This is a genomic window from Colwellia sp. MB3u-41 (assembly GCF_014076845.1).
GTDB lineage: Bacteria > Pseudomonadota > Gammaproteobacteria > Enterobacterales > Alteromonadaceae > Colwellia_A.
The window spans coordinates 331981-354688 of the sequence record NZ_JACGUT010000084.1 but is presented as its reverse complement, the minus strand read 5'-3'; the positions used below and the strand labels follow the sequence as shown (position 1 = coordinate 354688).

The window sequence follows — 22708 nt, the reverse complement described above, 5'->3', positions numbered from 1 at the left end:
TATTTTTTAAAGTGAAATACCACCAAAAGAAAGAAAGCCAAAAGCCATCAATCCAGCGGAGATAAACGTGATACCTAAACCTTTCAAACCGTCTGGTACGTCAGAATATTTCATCTTTTCACGTATAGCAGCCAACAACACAATAGCTAACATCCAACCTACACCAGAGCCAATGCCGTAAACAACACTTTCACCCAAGGTTAAGTTTTTCGCTACCATGAAAGATACCGCACCAAAAATTGCACAGTTAACAGTGATTAAAGGTAAAAATATACCTAAGGCTTGATACAAAGCAGGAAAATATTTATCTAAAATCATTTCCAAAATTTGTACTAAAGCAGCAATAACACCGATAAAGGTAATAAATGATAAAAAGCTTAAATCAATTGAATCTTTCTGAGCAGTAATACCCATCATGCTGTCTAAAGCACCGGGTGCTAAAATAGCTTGATAAATAATTTGGTTAGCTGGAACAGCTAAACCTAATACCACCACAACCGCAACACCCAGACCAATGGCTGTACTTACTTTCTTAGACACCGCTAAGAAAGTACACATACCCAAGAAAAAGCTTAACGCCATATTCTCAATGAATATGGTTTTAATAAAAATACTTAAATAATGTTCCATGGGGCTAATCCTTCTCTACTTGTTCTGGTTTCCACTGGCGTACAGCCCAGATGATTAAACCAATAATGAAGAATGAACTAAATGGTAAGACTAATAAGCCATTACCTTGGTACCAACCATCGTTTTGAACTAATTTAAATACTTCAATACCAAAGATCTCACCAAAACCAAATAATTCACGGAAAAAAGCAACAACCATTAAAACTGCGCCGTAGCCTAAACCGTTACCAATACCATCTAAAAAGCTAACGCCCGGCTTTTCTTTCATAGCAAAGGCTTCTGCACGGCCCATTACAATACAGTTAGTAATGATCAAACCAATGAAAACTGACAACTCTTTCGACAACTGATAAGAGAAGGCTTTTAACACTTGGTCAACCACAATGACTAATGACGCTATAATCGCCATTTGCACAATAATACGCACACTTGATGGAATATGATTACGCACAAGTGAGATAAAAAAGTTAGAAAAGCCAGTAACTAGCATTACCGCTATGGTCATAACCAAAGCGTTTGCCATTGAACTGGTTACCGCTAGAGCAGAACAAACACCTAGTACCTGTAAAGCGATAGGGTTGTTATCTACAATAGGTCCAAATAGTACTTTTTTAGTATCTGAAGACATTAGTTCATCTCTCCTTCGCTAGCAACACTGCGGTATTTAGTAATAAAAGGTCCATAACCTTGCTCACCTAACCAAAAATGTAAGGTATTTTGTACGCCATTACTGGTTAATGTGGCACCTGACAATGCGTCAACGCCATGAACATCTCCGGCTTTAGCACCACCTTTAATCACGTTAATAGCCACTTCACCGCTATCATTGTAAATTTTCTTACCCGGCCATAAAGCTTTCCATTTAGGGTTAAGCACTTCAGCCCCTAAACCAGGAGTTTCCTTTAAGTCAGAATAAATAAGACTACGAACGGTATTTAAATCTGGCGCTAAACCAATATAACCGTACATTAAGTCCCACAGCCCTGAACCAACAATAGGTAAAACCAACGTATTTAGCTGGCCTTGCTCATTATTAACTAAGTAGACAACAGCATTATTAGCACGGCGATTAATACCCGCGGTATCATTGGTAAGTTTTGAGCTTTTAGCAGCATTACGAGCGTCTGCACGTTCGTCAAATATATCAGTATTACCTTCAATAATTTTCCCTGAATCTAGGTCAATCATCTTAGCCTCAACATATTTTTCAAATGTTGCAACGATACTTTTAGGTTCACTACCTGAAGCTTTAATATTTTCTGTTTTCAAAGCTAATGTTAATAAGCCAGAAGCTTCAAGAATTTTAGTTTGCTTATCAAGCAGTTTATTAGCTTGTTGTAATGGTTTTAAACTAATCGCAGCAACAGAGACTAGTGCAGCACAAACCAGACAAACTAAAAACACGAAGCCGATTGTTTTAATTGGAGTTTCTTTATTACTAGACATTACGAGCGAGCCTCCGTTTGATATTCCCTTGAACAACAAAATAGTCGAAAAGAGGGGCGAATAAATTAGCGAATAAAATAGCTAACATAATTCCTTCAGGGTATGCCGGATTAACTACACGTATCAGCACAACCATTACGCCAACCAGTGCACCAAACCAGTATTTACCCGTATTAGTAAAAGACATAGTGACAGGGTCAGTAGCCATAAACATCATACCAAAAGCAAAACCACCGGTGACTAAGTGCCAGTACCATGGCATAGCAAACATTGCGTTAGTGTCGCTTCCAATACTGTTAAACAGTAAGGAGGTAAACACCATACCGGCGAAAACACTTAAGACAATACGCCACGAAGCAATACCTTTATAGAGAATGTATGCACCACCTAGGAAAATAGCAGCGGTTGATACTTCACCCATAGAACCTGGAATAAAGCCCAAGAATGCATTCCACCAGTTAGTATTGATTGCAAAATCAACTGAACCTGGAATTGCTGCTGCTGCAGCACTTAATGGTGTCGCACCTGAGTAACCATCAACAGCAACCCAAACAGCATCACCTGATAATTCGCCTGGATAAGCAAAAAACAGAAATGCACGACCCGCTAGCGCAGGATTCAAGAAATTTTTACCTGTACCACCAAAGATTTCTTTAGCAATAACAATACCGAAAGTAATACCGATAGCAACTTGCCATAATGGAATTGTTGCAGGCAAAATCAAGGCAAACAAAATTGAACTAACAAAGAAACCTTCGTTAACTTCATGCTTGCGCACTGAAGCAAATAGAACTTCCCAAAAGCCACCAACAATAAAGGTAGTTGCATAAATAGGTAAGAAGAACACTGCTCCATAAAGCATCTTACCGAAGACACTCGAGTCAGCAGATAAGCTCCCCCCTAGGAACTCGAATAAGCCTACTTGCCAAGTGTCTGGTAAAGCATAACCAGCAGCTAAAGCATCAGCTGCTTGAAAACCAATGTTGTACATACCAAAAAACATAGCAGGGAAAACAGCTAACCATACCGTGATCATAATACGTTTTAAGTCAATACTGTCACGAACATGGGTAGCACCTTTGTTCACTTGACCTGGAGTAAATAAACCAGTGGCTACAGCTTCGTATAAAGCGTACCACGTTTCTAGTTTACCGCCTTTTTCAAATTGCGGTTCAATATCTTCAATATACTTTTTCAAGCCCATGTCTAACCTTCCTTCTCTATTGTGGTTAGGCATTCACGAAGAATAACGCCATAATCTGTTTTGCCTGGGCAAACAAATGTACATAAGGCTAAATCTTCTTCATCAAGCTCTAAAGCACCAAGTTGCTGCGCGCTGTCGGTATCGCCGGCACATAAATCACGCAATAACATTGTTGGGAGAATATCTAATGGCATAATACGTTCAAAGTTACCAATTGGCACCATGGCACGAGGACTACCGTTAGTTGTTGTGGTCATATTGAATAATTTCTTCGGGAAGAAATGAGACATATATGCACGTGTTACCGAAAACTTATTAGGACCTGGGTACATATAACCAATAAACTCTTTTTCGCGACCTTCTAAAATCAACGAAATTTGCACATGGTAGCGACCTAAATAAGCGTGAACACCTTTTGCTTTTGCTCCTGAGAGTAAAGAACCAGAAACCACACGTAATTCACCATCAGTAATTTCACCCGCAATTAAATCGTCGGTGTTAGCACCTAAAATAGTGCGCACTAAACGAGGGTTCTTAGCTGCAGGACCAGCAAGTGAAATAATACGCGTATTATTTAACTCTCCAGAAAGAAAAAGTTGACCAAAGGCGATAACATCTTGATAGCCTAAGCTCCATGAAGACTTATCAGCACTTACTGGCTTTAAGAAGTGCATGTGTGTACCCACTAAACCCGCAGGATGTTTCCCTGCGAATTCGTTAACTTGTACATTAGCTTCTACAGGGATATTTGCACCAGGGGCTTTACTAACAAACACTTCACCATTCGTTAAACGAGAAAGTACAGTTAAACCATTCTTAAAGGCTTCACTTTGTTCATTAATAATCATTTCAGGGTTAGCAGCTAGCGGATTAGTATCCATAGCACTAACAAAAATGGCGGTGGGCGTTGAATCAATAGCAGGAACTTTACTAAATGGACGTGTACGTAATGCTGTCCACAAACCTGAATTAACAAGGTTAGCAACAACGTCTTCACGTTTTATTGAGCTAAGTTCATTATCCGTGTATGAAGTAAAAGTTTCTTGCTCATCGCCGTCAATTTCAATAACGACTGATTGCAAAACACGTTTTTCACCACGGTTGATTTCTTTAACAACACCGGCAACATGAGCTGTGAATTTAACGCCAGGGTTCTTTTTATCTTCAAAAAGAACCTGACCTTTTTTAACACGATCATCCACTTTTACAAACATGGTTGGTCGCATACCCACAAACTCTTCACCTAATGTTGCAACGGTTTTGATGGCGTTGCCATCATGGATTACCTGCTGGGGAGAACCAACGACAGGAACATCCAGACCTTTCTTTATTGTAATCATAAACACATGCACTACTTTTGATGGGAGTATCAAAACCATAAAGTTACTTACGTCATTAAACTCTTTTACGATCACTCGTGACTGAAGTCTGATAGGTAAGGAAATTATTGATTTTAGTGTATTTCAGTAAGTACTTCTTTTTTAACAACAACAACAATTGGTTGAAAATAAAAAAGACCCACTGGCTCTAAGTTAAAATTTCTGGCGCGATTTTAACACAAAAACTCTAAGGCTATCTACGATCTCAGTTACTTAAATTACAAATTAGTTGAATATTATTGATTTCGTTCATTTATCAGCCAAAATTTTTGTCAGACCTAAAAAAACCGACATTTTATGTCGGTTTTTTATTATTGACGCTAATCGTAAATAATGAAAACTAATCGTTATAATAGATGCTTAATTTCTGCCATTGTATTGACATCAGCTTCGTAGTCAACACCTGCAACACTAAAGCCAAATAACTTTAAAAACTCTTGATGATAGCCAACATAGTCAGTTAACTCATCAATACTATCAGAATCAACGTTATTCCAAATGTCTGTCACGCGTTTTTGAACACTGTCTTCAAGCTCTTTATGATTTTGACGGTAACGATTTTCATCATCTAAGCGAGGTGTTTCACTGTAGATGTTCTCAACAAATAGGTTCTGAATTTGTTCGATACACCCCTCATAAGTACCATCTGCCTTCATCACTTTAAACATTGCTGAAATATAAAGCGGCATAATGGGTATTGCTGAACTCGCCTGCGTAACGACCGCATTTAATGAAGTAACATGGGCTTCGCCCTTAAGGTTAGCGGTAGCTTTATTAATTGCCGATGCAGCACGGTCTAAATCTTCTTTCGCTTTACCTATGGTCGCTTTTCCGTAAATTGGCCACGTTAATTCTTTACCAATATAGGTATAAGCTACTGATTTAAAACCTTCTGAAAGAACGCCAGCCTCATTCAATGCCTTAATCCATAGTTCCCAGTCAGCGCCTCCCATTACATCAATGGTACCTTGTATCTCGGCTTCATTTGCTGCTTCAACAGAAATTTTATCGATAACACGCTTTGAGGTATTTAGGTTTTTAGTGGTTACACTTTGACCAATAGGTTTAAGCGTCGATGAATAAACTTCACCGGTATCTGGATCAGTACGACGAGGTGAAGCAAGTGAATAAACGATTAGATCAATTTCACCTAATTCAGCTTTGATCGTTTCAATAGCCTTCGCTTTAATTTCATGTGAAAACGCATCACCATTAATATTCTTAGACCAAAGGCCAGCGACATCAGCTGCACTTTGAAAGGCTGACGTATTGTACCAACCAGCACTGGCAGTTTTCTTTTCAGTAGGTGGTTTCTCGAAGAAAACACCTAAAGTTTTAGCATTATTACCAAATGCAGCGGTTATACGAGAAGCTAAACCATAACCCGTAGAAGCACCGATAACTAAAACATTTTTAGGTTTAGCATCTGCTTGTTGATGAGATTTCACATAAGATATTTGCTCGTGAACATGAGCTTCACAACCAGCTGGATGTGCATTTGTACATATAAAACCACGAATTTTAGGTTTGATAACCATAAGAAGACCTTTTAATTAATACTATTATTATCACCAAACGACTTGGCGATTTAGTCATTATTCAATATTTATTACGACATAAATTCAAAAATTGCCGCATAGTTTACTCTGCTAATAAGAAATATGAGGTATGACCAGTAGCTCTTTGACCTATGAATCAACAATAAAAGCATCTCTCATTTTGATATTATGCTTTTAATGTTAGCCATTGTACTGCATTGTTCTCTAAAAACGCGCTAGACAAACGCCTGATGTTAACGCAGACACCGTTATTTCCTATTTGCTCAGTTAATACGCCAACAATCTAATATTTAACGTTATCATCACTTCGAGTGGAAGTTCAGGTCATTCCACATGATGATTTTAACTAAAATGTTCAAACCAATTTTAATTGTTATTTACCTTTTGAGTAAAGAAGAATAAATAACCGCTGATTAACGAGAAGTGAATAGAGTGATGGTGTAAGGGAAGATAACATGTAAAAACGCTAATGATGCTAATTAGTGTTTTTACAGTGAGTTAATTCAATATATTATGCCGACTTCCCCCCACCTCCTAAACATTTGGGTGAGAGCGGAGTATTGTCTGCATAATACTTATCCCACTCATCTTTAGTATAAGTATGAAGTGCTAAAGCATGTATTTTTTCAGCAAGCTCTATTGAAAGTAGCGAATTAATAGCACGGTGGCGTTTTATTAAACGCTCGCCAATAAAGTCATCCGTAACAATAATCACCTTAAAATGAGACTCACTGCCTGGCGCAACATTATGCTGATGGCTTTCGTTAATAACATCGAGATGTATTGGAGAAAATGCGGACAGAAGTTTTTGTTCAATTAAAGCTTCAATGGTCATTATTATATCCCTGACATATTTTTCTATAGTAGAATGATTTTAGTTTATTACTGTGAATATACCATCAGTCTGGATGGCTATATAAGTTTAACTTGCCTAAATAGAGAATAAATAGTTGGCTTTGTTGGTAAAAGATTTTTCATCTTATTTATAAAATGATTTTTAACAACTCATTGCAACTATCACTGGCTCAATTACCTATATTTTGTCACAATAGCTGACATTCTTCTAGGTGAAAATCGAACCTCTTCATTATGATCAGCCCTTTTATTGTCAACGCGGATGGCGTTTACGACAAGAACCTTTTTTTAGACCGCTACCCTGTTGGCCAAGTTAACCGAGCTTTAGTTGCTTGGGATGCAGCCGACGAATATTTGATCAATTATGTTCATGAGCAAAATTTGGCTGACAGTCATCACAACTTATTAATCTTCAATGATAGTTTTGGTGCGATTACCGCTAACTTTACTCAGGCAAACGTGACAACCGTTTCCGACTCTTGGATCAGTAATCAAGGCTTACAATATAATATTGAACAAAATGGTTTATCGCTTGAAAATATTAGCCAATTAAGTAGCTTAGATAACCTCCCAGAGAATATAACAGTTGTGTTATACAAAATACCTAAAAGTAAATCACTCATGATTGATCAACTTTTAGCTATTAAAACTAAATATAATCATAAACTTATTTTTGTTGCTGCAGATAAAGCTAAAGATATTCACAGTTCAACATTAAAATTATTTGAAAAGTATTTAGGCACAACAAAAACATCGTTAGCAGTAAAAAAAGCACGTTTAGTCTTTTCTCAGCTTGATAATACACAAATATTTGCTTCGCCTTTTCCTACCCTTTGGCCCTTAGAAAACACACCATTTTCTATCAGTAATCACTCTGGCGTGTATGCCCGTGAAAAGCTTGATATTGGTGCTCGCCACTTTATGAAAAATCTTCCTGAAGTAAATGCAGGTACAAAGGTTATTGATTTAGGCTGTGGGAATGGCGTTATAGGCTTAACTGTATTAGCACAACAACCCGAAGCTTTAATCACTTTTGTTGATGAATCCTATATGGCTGTCGCTTCGGCCATGACTAATATCAGTCAAAATTTACCTGAACAGTTAGCGCAATGTCAGTTCGTCATTAATGACTGTTTAGCTGACGTAGAACCTAACAGTGTTGACTTAATTTTGTGTAATCCGCCTTTTCATCAGCAAAACGCGACAACGGATCATATTGCCTGGCAAATGTTCCGTGATAGTCATCGAGCATTAAAGAATGGTGGTGAATTACGTATTATAGGTAACCGACAATTAGGTTACCATATTAAGCTAAAACGACTTTTTGGTAATGAAAAACTGATTGCCAGCAACGATAAGTTTGTTACTCTTTCAGCCAGAAAATAATAGGATTAAGCAAATCATGAAAAATATATTCGTTCACAATAACGTAAAAACGCTAGCAGTAAGCACATTATTAGTTTTACTCACCGCTTGTGCCAACAAACCTACTCACGTGGTTATTGCACCTGATTTAAGCATCACCAATAACGCATCAAACCAAAGTAATTATCAGAATAAGCAGGCAAGTTTAACGGTTACTGATATGCGCACAGCTCAACACGTTGTACAAATTTTAAGAAAAGATGAAGCTGCCGAAGTTTATTCAAGCCAACAACCGTTAAACCAAATTATTGAGCAAACGTTAACTGCTGAATTTAAAAAGCAAGGCCTAGAAATTAATGCCCAAGCGGGTAATATAATTGAAATCATTATTGATAATGGCGTAATAAGCGTGCAACAAGAACTGATAAAATATAAAGTTAACAATGAATTAGTGATCCGCGTAACCGTCAATAATGGTACACAAACCTTGAGTAACACTTTTAAAGTACGTGGTACAAGCGAAGGCCCATTTAAAGCTGATATTGCAGTATTAGAGCGAGACTTTAGCCAGCAGCTTACTCAACTTTTATCACAAGTTATTACTAACAGTGAAATTCAACGCTTTATAAAATAATGATTAACAACTCTTAAAGAAGCAACAATGATGAAACATTTACTTTTCTTATTCATATTTTTATCGACAACTTTATCAGCAACGAATATTGCTATTGATCCCAATAACTTATTTCCAAAAGTAAAATTAGAAACGTCAAAAGGAATAATTATTGTTGAACTCGATCGTATTCGCGCTCCGTTAACCGTTGATAATTTTTTAACGTATGTCGTTAAAGGTGAGTATAACAACACGATATTTCATCGTATTGTCGTCAATTTTATCGTACAAGGCGGAGGTTACGATGAGAATTTCAATTTAAAAAAAGTTGATGGCGATATTGCTAATGAATCAGGCAATGGTTTAAAAAATGAAATAGGCACAATTGCCATGGCAAAAGAAAATCGCCCACACACGGCTAATCGTCAATTTTTCTTTAATATGGCAGATAATAAAAGCCTAGATCCTGGCCGTCGTTGGGGATATACGGTATTTGGCACCATTGTCGAGGGCCAAGAAGTTGTAAATGCAATGAACTTAGCCAAAACAGAGTACAGCGATGCTATGGGCTGGGATGATGTTCCAATAGAGCTAATAACCTTGAACAAAGCAACCTTGCTGCCCGCAGAATAGTTTTGACCGTTCAATTTCAAAAGAGTGTAAAGGCAATATATTTCTTTATCAAATGGTAATAACAAACGTTTTTGACTATTATTACTGTTAAATAGAATTAATTTGTCTACACCTTTGACAAATTCTTTTTAATCTACGATATATAAGGTAATAAATTGGCCATTCAACAACTCATAAAATTTCAATAAAGCGCTAGCTACTTTCTTACTTCCGTTTATTTAAACAGAAGAGCAAACTGAGGGTGTCATGATAATAGAGCCGTTTATCAACGAAAAAACACTGCAAATAGCTTATTATATTAACGCAGTTATTAATCAGTCACTACATTACACTGAACTAGACACATTCATTATTGATACCATGGAAGAGTGGACATTACTTAAAGTAAATGATGAAACACCGGGAAGTGCAAAAGAACGCGTTTTTTGGCACTTAGTTCATGAAATGAGTTTGCACGGTGCTCAGTCGCTTAACCACGACTTATATTTCAAAAGTGAGATAACCACCTGTTTAGATTTCTTCAGCGGTACGGGCAGTTATCCAATCGACTGTATTGGTTGGCGGCCTCTGCCTTGAGCAAATTAAAAAATAATGAACAAAACGTTCTAATTTCTTGCGCTATCTTCTTGCGTTCTGTTAGGCTAAGCGCTCTTAAAACTTAAAATAACCATCAATAAATGTCTGCTACTCACTCTTTTTCGGATACACTTTCTTACTTTAAAAACCGTCGTTTACTCAGTGTTTTTTTCTTTGGTATAGCCAGTGGTTTTCCATGGGTGATGACTGGATCAGCAATGAGTGGCTGGTTAAAAGATGAAGGACTCAGTCGGTCAAGTATTGGTTTATTTGGGCTTATCTTTGTTACCTATAGTATTAATTTTTTATGGTCCCCATTGGTCGATCGATTGAAGATACCTTTTCTGACAGTAAAAGTTGGACAACGTCGCAGTTGGATTTTACTGACACAACTTGTCATAGTTATTGCTACCTTTCAATTAAGTCAAGTGAATGTCGTTGATCAACTTAGCATTGTCGCATTATTTGGTTTATTAATTGCCTTTGCAGGCTCAAGCCAAGACATTGCTATCGATGCTTACCGTATTGATATACTCAGCAATGATGATAGTAATTATATGACCGCCGGTTCAGCAATGGCAACTGCGGGTTGGTGGACTGGTTTTGCAGGCTTAGGTAGCGTTCCTTTTATTTTAGTCGATCAACCTAACTGGCAATGGCCAGAAGTTTATTTTGTATTAGCCACTATGATGGCAGTATTAATGATCACTGCATTCGTAGTAGAGGAACCCAATAATGACCGAGAGCAAATACTCAATGCAATTCAGAATAATTATTTATTGGCAATGCCAAATCAAGGACATCGTCCTTTAGCCATTTTATTAATACTTCCGCTAATTTTTGTTAGTATTATTTACGCTAACATTGGATACCCCGCTTGGCCTGTAAGTTTTATTTCCACCGATTATCAACTTATTCTTATTACTTTATTTATTATCAGCTTATTGTTTATTTTTAGTCAGCAATTAAGTCGATTGAATCTATCGATTCGTCATGATCAAAACAGTAATAATATATCAGTAATACGTTTTAGTCATAAATTAACCGCTTGGTTATTAGCAACACTTGTTGCACCTATTCAAGAGTTTTTTGATCGAAACGGTAAGCATTTAGCGATTTCTATTTTATTATTTATTTTCTTATTCAAACTAGGTGAAGCTTATTTAGGCAGAATGTCGATTGTTTTCTACCGTGAAGTAGGTTTTTCAAATAGTGATATTGCTTATTACTCAAAAATGATCAATTGGGCAACTACCATCGTATTTTCATTAATTGGCAGTGTTTTTACTATTCGCTACGGTATATTGAAAGGCTTGTTTATTGGCGGTATTGCTATGGCATCTAGTAATTTATTATTTGCTGTAATGGCCGTTGTTGGTCCTGACAAGTTACTGTTCGCTTTTACTGTTTTTGTTGACGGGTTTACTTCTGCTTGGGGCTCAGTAGCATTTGTTGCGCTGCTGTCTGTACTTTGTAATAAAACGTTTACTGCCAGCCAATACGCATTAATGGTCTCATTAGGTACTTTTGGACGCGTTATGCTTGGATCATATTCAGGGATTATTGTCGACTGGTTAGATGGTAATTGGGCACTGTTTTTTGTTTTAACTGCTTTTATGGTCATTCCAAGTTTAATTTTCTTATATAGCATTAGAAAACCATTAACAGCGCTAATTGAAAAGAATGATCGTGAATCAAAAGGAAATGTTACAAGCCAATAGCAATTCAAACGTTTTTTACCTATGATGTTGATAAGCTTATTTTTAAAATTCGGACTCTTATGATCAAACTGTTCTTCCTCCTTCCCATTATTATGTGCCTTTTTTGGTGGCGATATTTAGATGCTAAGGGCTTTAGTGTAAAAGAAGGTGTAAAAGGTTTTGCTTATATCATTGCCTTAAATATGGTGCTAATCGGATTCCTTGTGATGATGATATACGTAACTCACGGATGACCACTTTAGTTACCCTGATCTGAGCCCAACCCATTATCTTAATATTGACATCGTTCCCTGCTACTCATTTCGTTAACCTGAACTTGCCTACGTGACTGCAGGTATTTAGGTTTAGTTAGAAAAAAAAATCACCGTTGAACTGCACGGATACACTATTGCTTTGAAAGACAGGATGTCTGAGAGAGGCCATCCTGAATACCGTCATTCTTTCACATCCATGTGATCATGACATACCGTTCATCCTGAACACCGTCATTCTTTCACATCCGTATGATCATGACATACCGTTCATCCTGAACACCGTCATTCTTTCACATCCGTATGATCATGACATACCGTTCATCCTGAACATAAAAAAGCTTACTCAATAAAATGAGTAAGCTTTTAAATTAACATTTTTTGACTTTTAAATTAAAAAACAGATCTAAATGATGAGCGACCACTTCGACGTGTAGAACGGCGATTTCTCATACGACTGTGAAGCTCTCGACGCTTTGAATCTAACCACTCTTCACGTGTAATTTTTGCATCGCCACTGCGCCCTTCTTCTCGACTGCGATAAGCGCAAAATTCTTCAAAGGCTTCAATATCGTCTTTTAGTTCTTCAGCAACTAATTCAATCATAATTGCATCGTCTAAAAAGCCTAATACAGGAATATGATCAGGCACTAAATCTTCTGGATCACTAAAGTAAGCCAAAGCACTTAGCACATCAGTGCGCTCTTCTGCTGGAATTTTCCATTCAGAGTCTTCTATCATCGCCACTAAAGTTTCAAGCTTTTTAATACGTTCGCTTACAAATTCAGGAACACTTCCTTTTATATCTTGGCTAATTTTCTTAGCGTTACTTAAAATAAGTGCTTCACTAAGTTTTTCAGCTCCTGATTGTGCTTTACGCATTACATCACGGAAGTGCTCTAAGTCTGATTCTGTTAATTCAAATTTCACTTCAAACGCCATTATAATTCTCCTGTATTTGGCTTTTCTATTTATACACTTTGCTTAAATCTTATTAACTAGCGCAATTATAAACAGAGTATATTTTCTTAGATTTATTTTAAAATCTAATTAAACTTAACAGATAGTTACGCAGACAGCACTAAGTTAACTTAAATTTTTTGTAAAAATTTATAATTTTTCATTCACACTTTTTATAAGCATAATGATATGATTTTGTTATATTGTTTCTAGCAACCTGCAAATACTTTTATGCGAAATAACGAGTTAGTTGAAAAAAACAGTGATGTTACCCTCAATGCAACCTTACCTGACAAGCCTGAATCCTTTAAAGTATCAGATGGTCATCAATGTGAAAATTGCCATCAACCACTCCGTGGTCCTTTCTGTGCACAGTGTGGTCAACAAGCCGAGTCGACATTAAAGTATTTTTGGGTGGTTATATTACATTTACTTGATGATATTTTTAGTTTCGATTCACGAGCTACTCGTACTATACTGCCATTACTTTCTCGTCCTGGTTTTTTAACCAACGAATATATCGCCGGAAAGCGCGTACATTTTGTGCCACCACTTAGGCTATATTTGTTCATCAGTATTGTTTTCTTTATAACATTGAATTTCTTAGTTTCTTTAGAAAACAACAAAATCTTAACTGTTAATAACAATCAAACAACAATAACTGAAATCAAAAAACACCTTACTTTACTTGAAGCTAGTAGGCTTTCAGCGATAAAAAAATCTCCTCTTAATACGAACGAATTATTAGAAATAAGCAGTGAAACATCAAAATTCCAAAATTTTTTAGATGACATGAATAAAGACTATAGTATTGATAAAAACAAAACGTTAGCAGATATTACCAGTAAGTTAGTAAAAATAGAGTTAAAGCAATTAAACAATGATCAAGCGCTATCAAAAGAACTAAAAAAACGCTACGAGTTACTTACGTTAAACATTACCAAGGTTAAAAATGGAGAGGAAATCACTAACGTCGATAAACCGGTTACTTTTGGAAATAATGCTGATGGTACATTATCTTTCGACTTTTTAAGTAAACAGAGTAATGAAAAGCTTAATGTTTTTGTAAAATCTTTGGTCAAGAAAGCAGATAAAACCTTTCATTCAGATCCGACCCCATTAGTTCAAGAGGCCATAGGTAAATTACCTCAATTAATGTTTATACTCCTTCCAATTTTTGCGTTATTACTCAAAATAATGTTCCTTTTTTCAAAACGTTTATATATGGAACATTTAACTGTGGCGCTGCATAGTCATAGTTTTATATTTATCACTATATTACTCGTAGAATTACTCGATATTTTTTACGACTATTGTGAAACAGCTTTACCATCGCTTACGGGGACTATTGAAGTTGCCATTAAAGCATTACTCATTTGGATTCCTATATATTTATTCATCATGCAAAAACGTGTCTATAAGCAAGGGTATTTATTTACTTTTATTAAATATGCTTTCATTGGCAGTGCTTATATATTTCTGATTGGATTTACGGGTGTCATTGCTTTTATTTGGGGATTAACCGATATATAAAAGTTCACTCACATACCTTTAATTCTGAACACATACGTTCACTGGCATCCATGCCACCACGACATACCGGTCATCCTGGACATAAAAAAGCCGGATAAGTCATAACTTATCCGGCTTTTTAATATTCAATTACCTCTTTTAAAGGAGTAGTTAAAGACGCTACTCAGCTAAAGGACGCATATGTGGGAATAAAATAACGTCTTTAATCGTTGGTGAATCAGTAAATAACATCACTAAACGATCAATGCCAATACCTTCACCCGCTGTTGGCGGCAAACCATACTCAAGTGCTTGTATATAGTCTTCATCATAATGCATCGCTTCATCATCACCAGCGTCTTTACCTGCCACTTGGTTTTTGAAACGTGCCGCTTGGTCTTCTGCATCGTTAAGCTCAGAAAAACCATTGGCTAATTCACGGCCACCAACAAAGAATTCAAAACGGTCAGTAATAAATGGGTTGTCATCATTACGACGTGCTAATGGTGAAACTTCCCAAGGGTATTCGGTAATAAAGGTTGGTTGATCAAGCATATGCTCGGCAACTTCTTCAAATATTTCACAAACATATTTACCCGCACCCCAAACTTTAGAAGCTTCAGTTTCTTTAACGCCCACTTGTTTAGCCATTGCTTTAAGTGCGTCAAAATTTTCTTCTGGGTTACGTAAAACATTTTCATCCAAATCGTTACCGTATAATAAAATGGCATCAACCATCGATAAACGTGTAAACGATTTGCCAAAGTCATAGAATTTCTCTTCTGTTACTTCACCATCACTATTTTTAACAGTATTACGAATAACAGAGCTACCCATTACATTTTCAGCAAGCGTACGTAACATGTCTTCGGTAATGTTCATTAAGTCTTTATAGTCAGCATAAGCTTGGTAGAATTCAATCATGGTGAATTCTGGATTATGACGTGACGATAAACCTTCATTACGGAAGTTACGGTTAATTTCGAATACTTTTTCAAAACCGCCAACCACTAAACGCTTCAAGTAAAGCTCAGGTGCAATACGCATATACATGTCTATATCTAAAGCATTATGAAAAGTTTCAAAGGGTTTAGCTGTTGCGCCACCAGGAATGGTTTGAAGCATTGGCGTTTCTACTTCCATAAAGCCACGCACTGTTAAAAACTGACGAATACCTTCAACGATTTTAGAACGTATTTTGAACGTATTACGTGTTTCTTCATTGATGATCAAATCAACATAACGTTGACGATACTTGGTTTCAACATCAGATAAACCGTGGAACTTTTCTGGCAACGGGCGTAAAGACTTAGTCAATAAATGATACTCATCCATATTGACATATAAATCGCCTTTACCAGACATATGCATAGTACCCGTAACGCCAATAATATCGCCTATATCTAAAGTACCCCAACGCTCTTTAATGTCTTTTTGCACCGTTTTATGTGCATACGCTTGAATGCGACCAGACATATCTTGAAGAACAAGAAATGGACCACGTTTAGCCATAACACGACCAGCAATACTGTACGTTGCTGTTTCAGCTTCAAGTGTTTCTTTATCTTTTTCGCCATGCTCAGCTTGTAAATCAGCAGCGTAGTGTTTTCGGTCAAACTTGTTTGGATGACCATTAGCCGGACAGTTTTCACGAATCTTCGCTAATTTACCGCGACGTTCGGCGATTAATTTATTCTCTTCTTGCTGATTTACTTGTGCTTGGTCGGTCATGTTGTTTCTCGTTAACTTTTTAAGTTTTGATTATCGAACCAGGTTTCACGTGGTTCGACCTACATATTATTTTATAAACCAGATTTAAGGCTAGCTTCTAAAAATTTGTCTAAATCACCATCTAAAACCGCTTGTGTATTACGGTTTTCAACGCCGGTGCGTAAATCTTTAATGCGGCTGTCGTCTAAAACGTATGAGCGTATCTGACTGCCCCAACCGATGTCTGATTTTCCGTCTTCTAATTCTTGCTTACCTTCATTTTTCTTTTGCATTTCCATTTCAAAAAGCTTGGCTTTTAGCAATTTCATTGCCGTAGCTCTGTTTTTATGCTGAGAACGGTCAGCCTGACAAGCGACAACGGCCCCAGTAGGAACATGCGTGATACGGATAGCTGAATCCGTTTTGTTTACATGCTGACCACCTGCACCCGAAGCGCGAAAGGTATCAATGCGTAAATCTGCAGGATTAATATCTATTTGAATATTGTCGTCTATTTCAGGGTAAATAAAGGCCGAAGCAAATGAAGTATGACGACGTCCGCTTGAGTCAAACGGTGACTTTCTCACAAGACGATGAACACCTGTTTCCGTGCGTAGCCAACCATAAGCATATTCGCCGGTATATTTAATTGTACAGCCTTTAATACCAGCCACATCACCGTCAGTAATTTCAATCGCTTCAGTCTTATAACCGTGCGCTTCGCCCCAACGTAGATACATACGCATCAGCATTTCAGCCCAGTCTTGTGCTTCGGTGCCACCTGAGCCTGACTGAATATCTAGATAACAACTGTTTTCGTCGTGTTCACCAGAAAACATGCGGCGAAACTCTAGTTTTTCTAGGCTTTTCTCTAACGCCTTTATTTCTTCTTCTGCGTCATTAAAGGTTTCTTCATCTTCTTCTTCAACAGCAAGTTCAACTAAGCCTTCAATATCTTCACAGCCTCTGTCCATTTCGTCAATGGTTTCAACAATCGCTTCAAGTGATGACCTTTCTTTACCGAGCGCTTGTGCACGTTCGGGGTCATTCCAAACTTCGGGCGATTCGAGCTCTCGAACAACTTCAACTAAACGTTCGGATCTTTGGTCATAGTCAAAGGTACCCCCGAAGCATATCTGTACGCTCGCGGATATCTTTAATTTTGTTTATTACCGGGTTAGCTTCAATCATAGTTTATAATTTTACGTCGCAAATTTGGCGCTAAAATGAACGCCCTAAAGAATAAAATAAAATAGTGGCGCATTGTAGCGTAATTTAATTGCTAAATAAACGATTTAACTGACTAAACTGGGCGAAAAAAAGTGAAGAATTGCCCACTTTTTATGCAAGGTACTCAACTATAAATTGCACACTTTGTTTACCGCGAAATTCATTAATATCGAGACGATAAGCAAGGTGTACTTGTTGAGTTTTGTGATCAGGCCAGCGGGTTAAATCGACATTAAAAGCAATCGCATCAAAAACTTGCCCCTCTTTTTCAACAACGAGTTTTAAATGCTTGTGACCAACAATACGTTGCTGTACGAGGGTAAATTTATCGTCAAATAACGGTTCGATAAAATTTTGTCCCCAAGGACCTGAGTCACGTAGTAATTGGGCAAAAGATAACGTCATTTGATTTACGGGTAATTCACCATCAGAAGATAGTGTGCCCTTGAGGTCATCACTGCTTAACCAGAGTTCAGCATATTGATTAAACAACTGCTGAAATTTTTCAAAGTTATCTTCGGCTATTGATAAACCAGCCGCCATCGCATGGCCACCAAACTTTATAATGATATTAGGGTGTTGCGTATCAAGATGCTCGAGTAAATCGCGAATATGCAATCCAGGTATAGAACGTGCTGAGCCTTTAATTTCGCTGACTTTTCCTGATTTATCTGGAGATAAGTCGTCACTTGTTCCAGCAAATACGATACTTGGGCGATGAAATTTTTCTTTTAAACGCCCCGCAACAATACCAATAACCCCTTGATGCCAATCCCTTTGGAACAATGAAATAGCATGTGGTAAGTTGTCGTCTGAAAAGTTTAAGCTTTTTAATACTTGTTCTGCTTCTTGCTGCATACCTTGCTCTATTTCTCTACGCGACTTATTTAAGTCGTCAAGATCTGCCGCCATCACTCTCGCCGAAGTAAGATCTTTTGCGAGCAAACAATTAATTCCGTAAGACATATCGTCTAAACGCCCTGCCGCATTTATTCTAGGGCCCAAAGCAAAACCAAAATCACTGGCTACTATTCTTTTTTGATCTTTCCCTGCTATCTCTAATAATGCTTGAATACCGGGTCGCGTAACACCTGCACGTATTCTTTTTAAACCTTGCTCGACAAGAATACGATTATTATTATCAAGGGAAACAACATCAGCCACTGTCCCAAGAGCCACTAAATCGAGTAATTGGGCAATATTAGGCTCAGCTATTTTTTTATCAACAAACCAATTCTTCTCTCGTAAATATTTGCGCATTGCCATCATAAAATAAAAAGCGACACCCACACCCGCCAGCGCTTTACTGGGGAAATTACAACCCACTTGATTTGGATTAATAATAGCGTCGGCATCTGGTAGCGTCATACCTGGTAGGTGATGATCGGTGACAATAACACTTAAATCTAATGACTTTGCTTTGGCAACCCCTGCAACACAACTAATGCCATTATCAACCGTAATTAATAGCTCAGCACCCTGCTTAGCCGCAATTTCAACAATTTCAGGGGTTAATCCATAGCCATATAAAAATCGATTTGGCACTAAAAACTGATAATTATCGCTGCCAAACAAACGTAATGCCTCCATCATTAACGCCGTACTTGTGGCTCCATCAGCATCAAAATCACCGATAATAGCAATATTTTTATTTTCAATTAATGCTTGATGTAAAACCTGACAGCCTTGGTTTATCCCTTTTAAACTTTCTATAGCACAGAGCTGGCTAACCTTCAGTTCAAGTTCACGCTCATTTTTGATACCTCGACTCGCATATATTTGCTTTATAAGTGGATGGAGATGATTTGGCAGGTGATTATCATTAAGATAAGGGCGACGAACAATTTGCTTTTGCATAAGAAGGGAGTCTAATAATTAATTTCAATGAAAGTAAGAGAAAAATGGCAGGCCAAGGCCTGCCATCTAAGTGAGAATGATTCATGGTGGTAGGTAAGTTATCCTGCGACTTTCATCTGTTCAAGTATGCCAATAAGTGCATCAGGCTCTTGATAGCCCGGTAACATCATCCCATTTTCTAGAATAACAGCAGGTGTACCGCTGACCCCCACTTGGCGGCCAAAGTTAAACTCATCTTCTATAGGCTTGTCACATATGCGCTGGGCAACATTCGATCCCATTTTAGCTTTCGTTAATGCGTCGGCTGGGTCTTCATGACACCAAATCGAGCGGAGATCTTTAAAGCCTTGTGAGTATTGCCCCGTACGGTCTTTCACGCCTGAACGCGGATAAGCCAAATAACGTACAGTGATCCCTTTGTCATTATATTCATCCATCTGTTCGTGCATTTTACGACAGTAACCGCAAGTAATGTCAGTAAATACAGTAACAACATGCTTTTCATTTTTTGCAGGATAAACGATCATTGAGTCAGCAAATTTATCCATGCCGTCGAGTCTAACTTGCGCTAAACTTTCTTCTGAATAATTAACAACTTTACCGCCTAAACCATAAAGTTTACCTTGAATAAAAAATTTACCGTCCGCACTTGCATAGAACAAACCTTGGTTAGTAACCAGCTCAACTAAGCCTGGCATCGCTGAAGGTTTAATTACATCAATTTCTAAACCTAACATTAACGTGAGCTTTGCTTTTAATTTAGCCGCATCAAAATGAGTGGTGTTATTGATGGTAGCGGTATTAGTTGATGCGTTATTTACAGCAACTGTTGGCTGTTCTCCAGCAAAGACTAAACTAGCAACACAAACTGCCGTAAGGGCAAGGGAAATTTTCTTAAACATTAATGACTTCCTAAAAGTAGAACTTATAACCAAAGAATAATAATCAACCTAATAGATTACACCAGATCGATTTAGCTATATAACATGACCGTTTTATTAGCACTAAAATTACAGTGAATTGCCTGTAAATGCAATAAACCTGACCATATCCCCGTATTAATAAATGTAAATAGGTATTTTATTCGTTACCATTAATTTGTAAAAATCTCCGCACTGATTGTTATGGGTATATTTTTTTTACTGGTTTGATATGATCTATCTGGTAAACTCTTATAAAATAGCGGCTTTAAAGTCAGCCCGTTCACATTTTTAAGCTCAAATATATTCTTAAGGTTCCCTCATGAAAGTTGGTTTGTTTTACGGTTCTACCACTTGTTATACCGAAATGGCAGCGGAAAAAATTCAACAATATTTTATTGAACACTCGACCATTAAACCACAACTTCAAGTCGAATTGTTTAATATTAAAGAAACTCCCCTAGATAAAACCACTGATTTTGACATCGTCATTATGGGTATTTCGACTTGGGATTACGGTCAAATCCAAGAAGACTGGGAAGGCCACTGGGACGACATTGCAACATTAGATTTATCTGGGAAAATTATCGCACTCTTCGGCATGGGCGACCAAATAGGCTATACCGAATGGTTTCAAGACGCATTGGGCATGTTACATGAGCAAGTAATCGCCCAAGACGGTTTTGTGATAGGTTATTGGCCAAACCAAGGCTATGAATTTGAAGCATCAAAAGCGCTCACCGAGGATAAGAGCCAATTTGTGGGTTTATCATTAGATGAAGATAATCAATACGAACAAAGTGATGAGCGCATATCGCTATGGTGTCAGCAAATTCAAGGTGAAATCGCTGAAATTATTGAAAGTGAATAAAAAATCAAAATAAAAGGTGACTATCTCAAATAGCTTTAGCTAAATACCCTTTTTCACTTTATAATTCACCGCAATATTACCCTGACCGAAATTATACTTTATGTTTGAGCAATTTGACCTAGATTCAGCACTACTAGGCGGCATTCAAAATGCCGGTTATAAAAAACCAACCTCTATTCAAGAGTTGGTCTTACCTGTCGCCATGACCGGTAAAGATGTTTTAGCTTCGGCGCCAACCGGCACAGGTAAAACAGCTGCTTTTATATTACCTATCGCTCAACATTTATTAGATTACCCGCGTAAAAGCCCAGGTTTTCCTCGTGTACTTATTTTATCTCCAACGCGCGAGCTTGCTATTCAAACCAGCGAACAATGTACGCAATTAACTGAATTAACAGACATTAAAACAGGCTTAATTACCGGTGGTGTTAGTTACGATAGCCACAAAGACGTACTAACAAAAAATACCGATATTTTAGTCGCAACACCCGGTCGTTTACTCGAATATCTTGAATCAGAACAATTTGAAGCACGTGACATTGAAATTCTTGTGCTTGATGAAGCAGACCGTATGCTTGATATGGGATTCTCTGATGCAATTAACCGTATTGTGGGCGAAGCTCGCTGGCGTAAACAAACAATGCTTTTTTCAGCAACACTCGAAGGTGCTGGTGTTTTACGTTTTTCGAAAGAAGTACTTAACGAGCCCGTATTCTTAGAGTCTCACCCTTCACGGAAAGAAAAAGCTAAAATTCATCAATGGCTTCACTTAGCTGATGACAAAGAACATAAATTTAAATTGTTAATTAACTTGTTAAAACAAGAAGGCTTCGAACGGACGGTAGTTTTTGCCAATAAACGTGAAACCGTTCAGCATTTATCAGGAAAACTATACGCAGAAGAAATTCCTTGTGCATGGCTTGAGGGTAAAATGCCACAAGACAAGCGTAATCATGCCATTAATCGCCTGCGTTCTGGTATGGTGAAAGTACTCGTTGCTACCGATGTTGCTGCGCGTGGTTTAGATATTGACGACATTACCCATGTTATTAATTTTGACATGCCCCGTAAAGCTGACATTTATTTACATCGTATTGGCAGAACCGGCAGAGCAGGTAATAAAGGCACCGCGATATCTTTAGTAGAAGCGCACGACATGCCTGTAATAGCTAAAATTGAACGTTACATGGACGAGCGATTAACACGCAGAAATATTGAAGGCTTAAAGCCACAATATAAAGAGTCTAAACTCGCATTGAAAAAGCCAAAAATAAAAATAAGTAAGTCACAGAAAAAAGCTAAGGCGAAAAAACAAGCGAAACGTGCAAATAAAAAGAAATAAAGGTAGAGTATAAAAATAGGTAGATGAGGTATTGAGTATGTACCCCTATTTATTATTTCGACTTATTAACATAT

20 protein-coding genes are annotated in these 22708 nt (G+C 37.5%); 8 read left to right on the top strand and 12 right to left on the bottom strand.

Translation table 11 applies throughout. The features are described from left to right. Nucleotides 1-6 precede the first annotated feature (6 nt). From nqrE to H4J73_RS18200, 7 genes are all read right to left on the bottom strand, one after another. A complete protein-coding gene (gene nqrE, locus H4J73_RS18230) occupies nucleotides 7-630 on the bottom strand; it encodes an NADH:ubiquinone reductase (Na(+)-transporting) subunit E (RefSeq protein WP_070376017.1) in 624 nt (207 codons plus the stop codon). Between the two features lie 4 nt (nucleotides 631-634). Next, nucleotides 635-1258, bottom strand: coding sequence for an NADH:ubiquinone reductase (Na(+)-transporting) subunit D (locus H4J73_RS18225; RefSeq protein WP_070376016.1), 624 nt, complete (start codon nucleotides 1256-1258; stop codon nucleotides 635-637). Next, complete coding sequence (locus H4J73_RS18220; RefSeq protein ID WP_182181899.1) at nucleotides 1258-2076, bottom strand: Na(+)-translocating NADH-quinone reductase subunit C; 819 nt, start codon at nucleotides 2074-2076, stop codon at nucleotides 1258-1260. The genes H4J73_RS18225 and H4J73_RS18220 overlap by 1 nt, the downstream gene beginning before the upstream one ends. Then, on the bottom strand, nucleotides 2069-3280 hold the full coding sequence (locus H4J73_RS18215; protein ID WP_182181898.1) for an NADH:ubiquinone reductase (Na(+)-transporting) subunit B: 1212 nt from the start codon (nucleotides 3278-3280) through the stop codon (nucleotides 2069-2071). Before H4J73_RS18215 ends, H4J73_RS18220 begins: the two co-directional genes overlap by 8 nt. A 2-nt stretch (nucleotides 3281-3282) precedes the next feature. Next, entirely contained in the window at nucleotides 3283-4620 is a 1338-nt protein-coding gene (locus tag H4J73_RS18210) for a Na(+)-translocating NADH-quinone reductase subunit A (protein ID WP_182181897.1), read from the bottom strand. A 386-nt stretch (nucleotides 4621-5006) separates the two neighbouring features. Further along, nucleotides 5007-6197, bottom strand: coding sequence for an enoyl-ACP reductase FabV (gene fabV / locus H4J73_RS18205; RefSeq protein ID WP_182181896.1), 1191 nt, complete (start codon nucleotides 6195-6197; stop codon nucleotides 5007-5009). A gap of 532 nt (nucleotides 6198-6729) precedes the next feature. Further along, nucleotides 6730-7053 (bottom strand): BolA/IbaG family iron-sulfur metabolism protein, encoded by a 324-nt coding sequence (locus H4J73_RS18200; RefSeq protein ID WP_182181895.1) that lies wholly within the window; start codon nucleotides 7051-7053, stop codon nucleotides 6730-6732. Nucleotides 7054-7307: 254 nt separating this feature from the next. Between H4J73_RS18200 and H4J73_RS18195 the strand changes: the two genes are divergently transcribed. The 5 genes from H4J73_RS18195 (at nucleotide 7308) to H4J73_RS18175 (ending at nucleotide 11981) form a co-directional block, all read left to right on the top strand. Further along, nucleotides 7308-8459, top strand: a complete 1152-nt coding sequence (locus tag H4J73_RS18195; RefSeq protein ID WP_182181894.1) for a methyltransferase — start codon at nucleotides 7308-7310, stop codon at nucleotides 8457-8459. A gap of 16 nt (nucleotides 8460-8475) precedes the next feature. Further along, nucleotides 8476-9072, top strand: a complete 597-nt coding sequence (locus H4J73_RS18190; protein ID WP_182181893.1) for a YajG family lipoprotein — start codon at nucleotides 8476-8478, stop codon at nucleotides 9070-9072. A gap of 27 nt (nucleotides 9073-9099) precedes the next feature. After that, nucleotides 9100-9684, top strand: coding sequence for a peptidylprolyl isomerase (locus tag H4J73_RS18185; RefSeq protein ID WP_310649595.1), 585 nt, complete (start codon nucleotides 9100-9102; stop codon nucleotides 9682-9684). A 246-nt stretch (nucleotides 9685-9930) separates the two neighbouring features. Continuing rightward, nucleotides 9931-10260: a hypothetical protein gene (locus tag H4J73_RS18180; RefSeq protein ID WP_182181892.1), complete on the top strand. Its 330-nt coding sequence runs from the start codon at nucleotides 9931-9933 to the stop codon at nucleotides 10258-10260. A 101-nt stretch (nucleotides 10261-10361) separates the two neighbouring features. Beyond that, nucleotides 10362-11981, top strand: coding sequence for an AmpG family muropeptide MFS transporter (locus H4J73_RS18175; protein WP_182181891.1), 1620 nt, complete (start codon nucleotides 10362-10364; stop codon nucleotides 11979-11981). A 644-nt stretch (nucleotides 11982-12625) separates the two neighbouring features. On the opposite strand, the gene H4J73_RS18170 is transcribed toward H4J73_RS18175, so the two are convergent. Continuing rightward, nucleotides 12626-13174 carry a YkvA family protein gene (locus H4J73_RS18170; protein ID WP_182181890.1) on the bottom strand — a complete coding sequence of 183 codons (549 nt, stop codon included), beginning with the start codon at nucleotides 13172-13174 and terminating at the stop codon, nucleotides 12626-12628. A 249-nt stretch (nucleotides 13175-13423) separates the two neighbouring features. Here H4J73_RS18170 and H4J73_RS18165 point away from each other — a divergent pair, with 249 nt between their 5' ends. Beyond that, nucleotides 13424-14725: a DUF3667 domain-containing protein gene (locus H4J73_RS18165; protein ID WP_182181889.1), complete on the top strand. Its 1302-nt coding sequence runs from the start codon at nucleotides 13424-13426 to the stop codon at nucleotides 14723-14725. Between the two features lie 159 nt (nucleotides 14726-14884). Here H4J73_RS18165 and lysS read toward each other — a convergent pair whose 3' ends face one another. The 4 genes from lysS to dsbC all read right to left on the bottom strand — a co-directional run bounded on the left by lysS (nucleotide 14885) and on the right by dsbC (nucleotide 20403). Further along, a complete protein-coding gene (gene lysS, locus H4J73_RS18160) occupies nucleotides 14885-16435 on the bottom strand; it encodes a lysine--tRNA ligase (protein WP_182181888.1) in 1551 nt (516 codons plus the stop codon). 71 nt (nucleotides 16436-16506) lie between these two features. Next, a protein-coding gene (gene prfB / locus H4J73_RS18155) for a peptide chain release factor 2 (protein ID WP_182181887.1) occupies nucleotides 16507-17605 on the bottom strand; the annotation gives its coding sequence in 2 pieces (ribosomal slippage) (nucleotides 16507-17529 and nucleotides 17531-17605; 1098 coding nt in all). A 150-nt stretch (nucleotides 17606-17755) separates the two neighbouring features. Continuing rightward, nucleotides 17756-19501: a single-stranded-DNA-specific exonuclease RecJ gene (gene recJ / locus H4J73_RS18150; RefSeq protein WP_182181886.1), complete on the bottom strand. Its 1746-nt coding sequence runs from the start codon at nucleotides 19499-19501 to the stop codon at nucleotides 17756-17758. Nucleotides 19502-19599: 98 nt separating this feature from the next. Then, nucleotides 19600-20403: a bifunctional protein-disulfide isomerase/oxidoreductase DsbC gene (dsbC, locus tag H4J73_RS18145; RefSeq protein ID WP_182181885.1), complete on the bottom strand. Its 804-nt coding sequence runs from the start codon at nucleotides 20401-20403 to the stop codon at nucleotides 19600-19602. Nucleotides 20404-20743: 340 nt separating this feature from the next. Between dsbC and fldB the strand changes: the two genes are divergently transcribed. Together fldB and srmB are read left to right on the top strand one after the other, a co-directional pair. Beyond that, nucleotides 20744-21292 carry a flavodoxin FldB gene (gene fldB / locus H4J73_RS18140; RefSeq protein ID WP_182181884.1) on the top strand — a complete coding sequence of 183 codons (549 nt, stop codon included), beginning with the start codon at nucleotides 20744-20746 and terminating at the stop codon, nucleotides 21290-21292. Between the two features lie 100 nt (nucleotides 21293-21392). Beyond that, the gene (gene srmB / locus H4J73_RS18135) at nucleotides 21393-22634 is read left to right on the top strand and encodes an ATP-dependent RNA helicase SrmB (protein ID WP_182181883.1); all 1242 of its coding nucleotides are present in this window, start codon (nucleotides 21393-21395) and stop codon (nucleotides 22632-22634) included. Nucleotides 22635-22708: the final 74 nt, after the last annotated feature.

Coding starts and splice junctions, on each gene's coding strand:
- nqrE (WP_070376017.1), bottom strand. CDS start 630: ATGGAACATTATTTAAGTATTTTTATTAAAACCATATTCATTGAGAAT.
- H4J73_RS18225 (WP_070376016.1), bottom strand. CDS start 1,258: ATGTCTTCAGATACTAAAAAAGTACTATTTGGACCTATTGTAGATAAC.
- H4J73_RS18220 (WP_182181899.1), bottom strand. CDS start 2,076: ATGTCTAGTAATAAAGAAACTCCAATTAAAACAATCGGCTTCGTGTTT.
- H4J73_RS18215 (WP_182181898.1), bottom strand. CDS start 3,280: ATGGGCTTGAAAAAGTATATTGAAGATATTGAACCGCAATTTGAAAAA.
- H4J73_RS18210 (WP_182181897.1), bottom strand. CDS start 4,620: ATGATTACAATAAAGAAAGGTCTGGATGTTCCTGTCGTTGGTTCTCCC.
- fabV (WP_182181896.1), bottom strand. CDS start 6,197: ATGGTTATCAAACCTAAAATTCGTGGTTTTATATGTACAAATGCACAT.
- H4J73_RS18200 (WP_182181895.1), bottom strand. CDS start 7,053: ATGACCATTGAAGCTTTAATTGAACAAAAACTTCTGTCCGCATTTTCT.
- H4J73_RS18195 (WP_182181894.1), top strand. CDS start 7,308: ATGATCAGCCCTTTTATTGTCAACGCGGATGGCGTTTACGACAAGAAC.
- H4J73_RS18190 (WP_182181893.1), top strand. CDS start 8,476: ATGAAAAATATATTCGTTCACAATAACGTAAAAACGCTAGCAGTAAGC.
- H4J73_RS18185 (WP_310649595.1), top strand. CDS start 9,100: ATGATGAAACATTTACTTTTCTTATTCATATTTTTATCGACAACTTTA.
- H4J73_RS18180 (WP_182181892.1), top strand. CDS start 9,931: ATGATAATAGAGCCGTTTATCAACGAAAAAACACTGCAAATAGCTTAT.
- H4J73_RS18175 (WP_182181891.1), top strand. CDS start 10,362: ATGTCTGCTACTCACTCTTTTTCGGATACACTTTCTTACTTTAAAAAC.
- H4J73_RS18170 (WP_182181890.1), bottom strand. CDS start 13,174: ATGGCGTTTGAAGTGAAATTTGAATTAACAGAATCAGACTTAGAGCAC.
- H4J73_RS18165 (WP_182181889.1), top strand. CDS start 13,424: ATGCGAAATAACGAGTTAGTTGAAAAAAACAGTGATGTTACCCTCAAT.
- lysS (WP_182181888.1), bottom strand. CDS start 16,435: ATGACCGACCAAGCACAAGTAAATCAGCAAGAAGAGAATAAATTAATC.
- recJ (WP_182181886.1), bottom strand. CDS start 19,501: ATGCAAAAGCAAATTGTTCGTCGCCCTTATCTTAATGATAATCACCTG.
- dsbC (WP_182181885.1), bottom strand. CDS start 20,403: ATGTTTAAGAAAATTTCCCTTGCCCTTACGGCAGTTTGTGTTGCTAGT.
- fldB (WP_182181884.1), top strand. CDS start 20,744: ATGAAAGTTGGTTTGTTTTACGGTTCTACCACTTGTTATACCGAAATG.
- srmB (WP_182181883.1), top strand. CDS start 21,393: ATGTTTGAGCAATTTGACCTAGATTCAGCACTACTAGGCGGCATTCAA.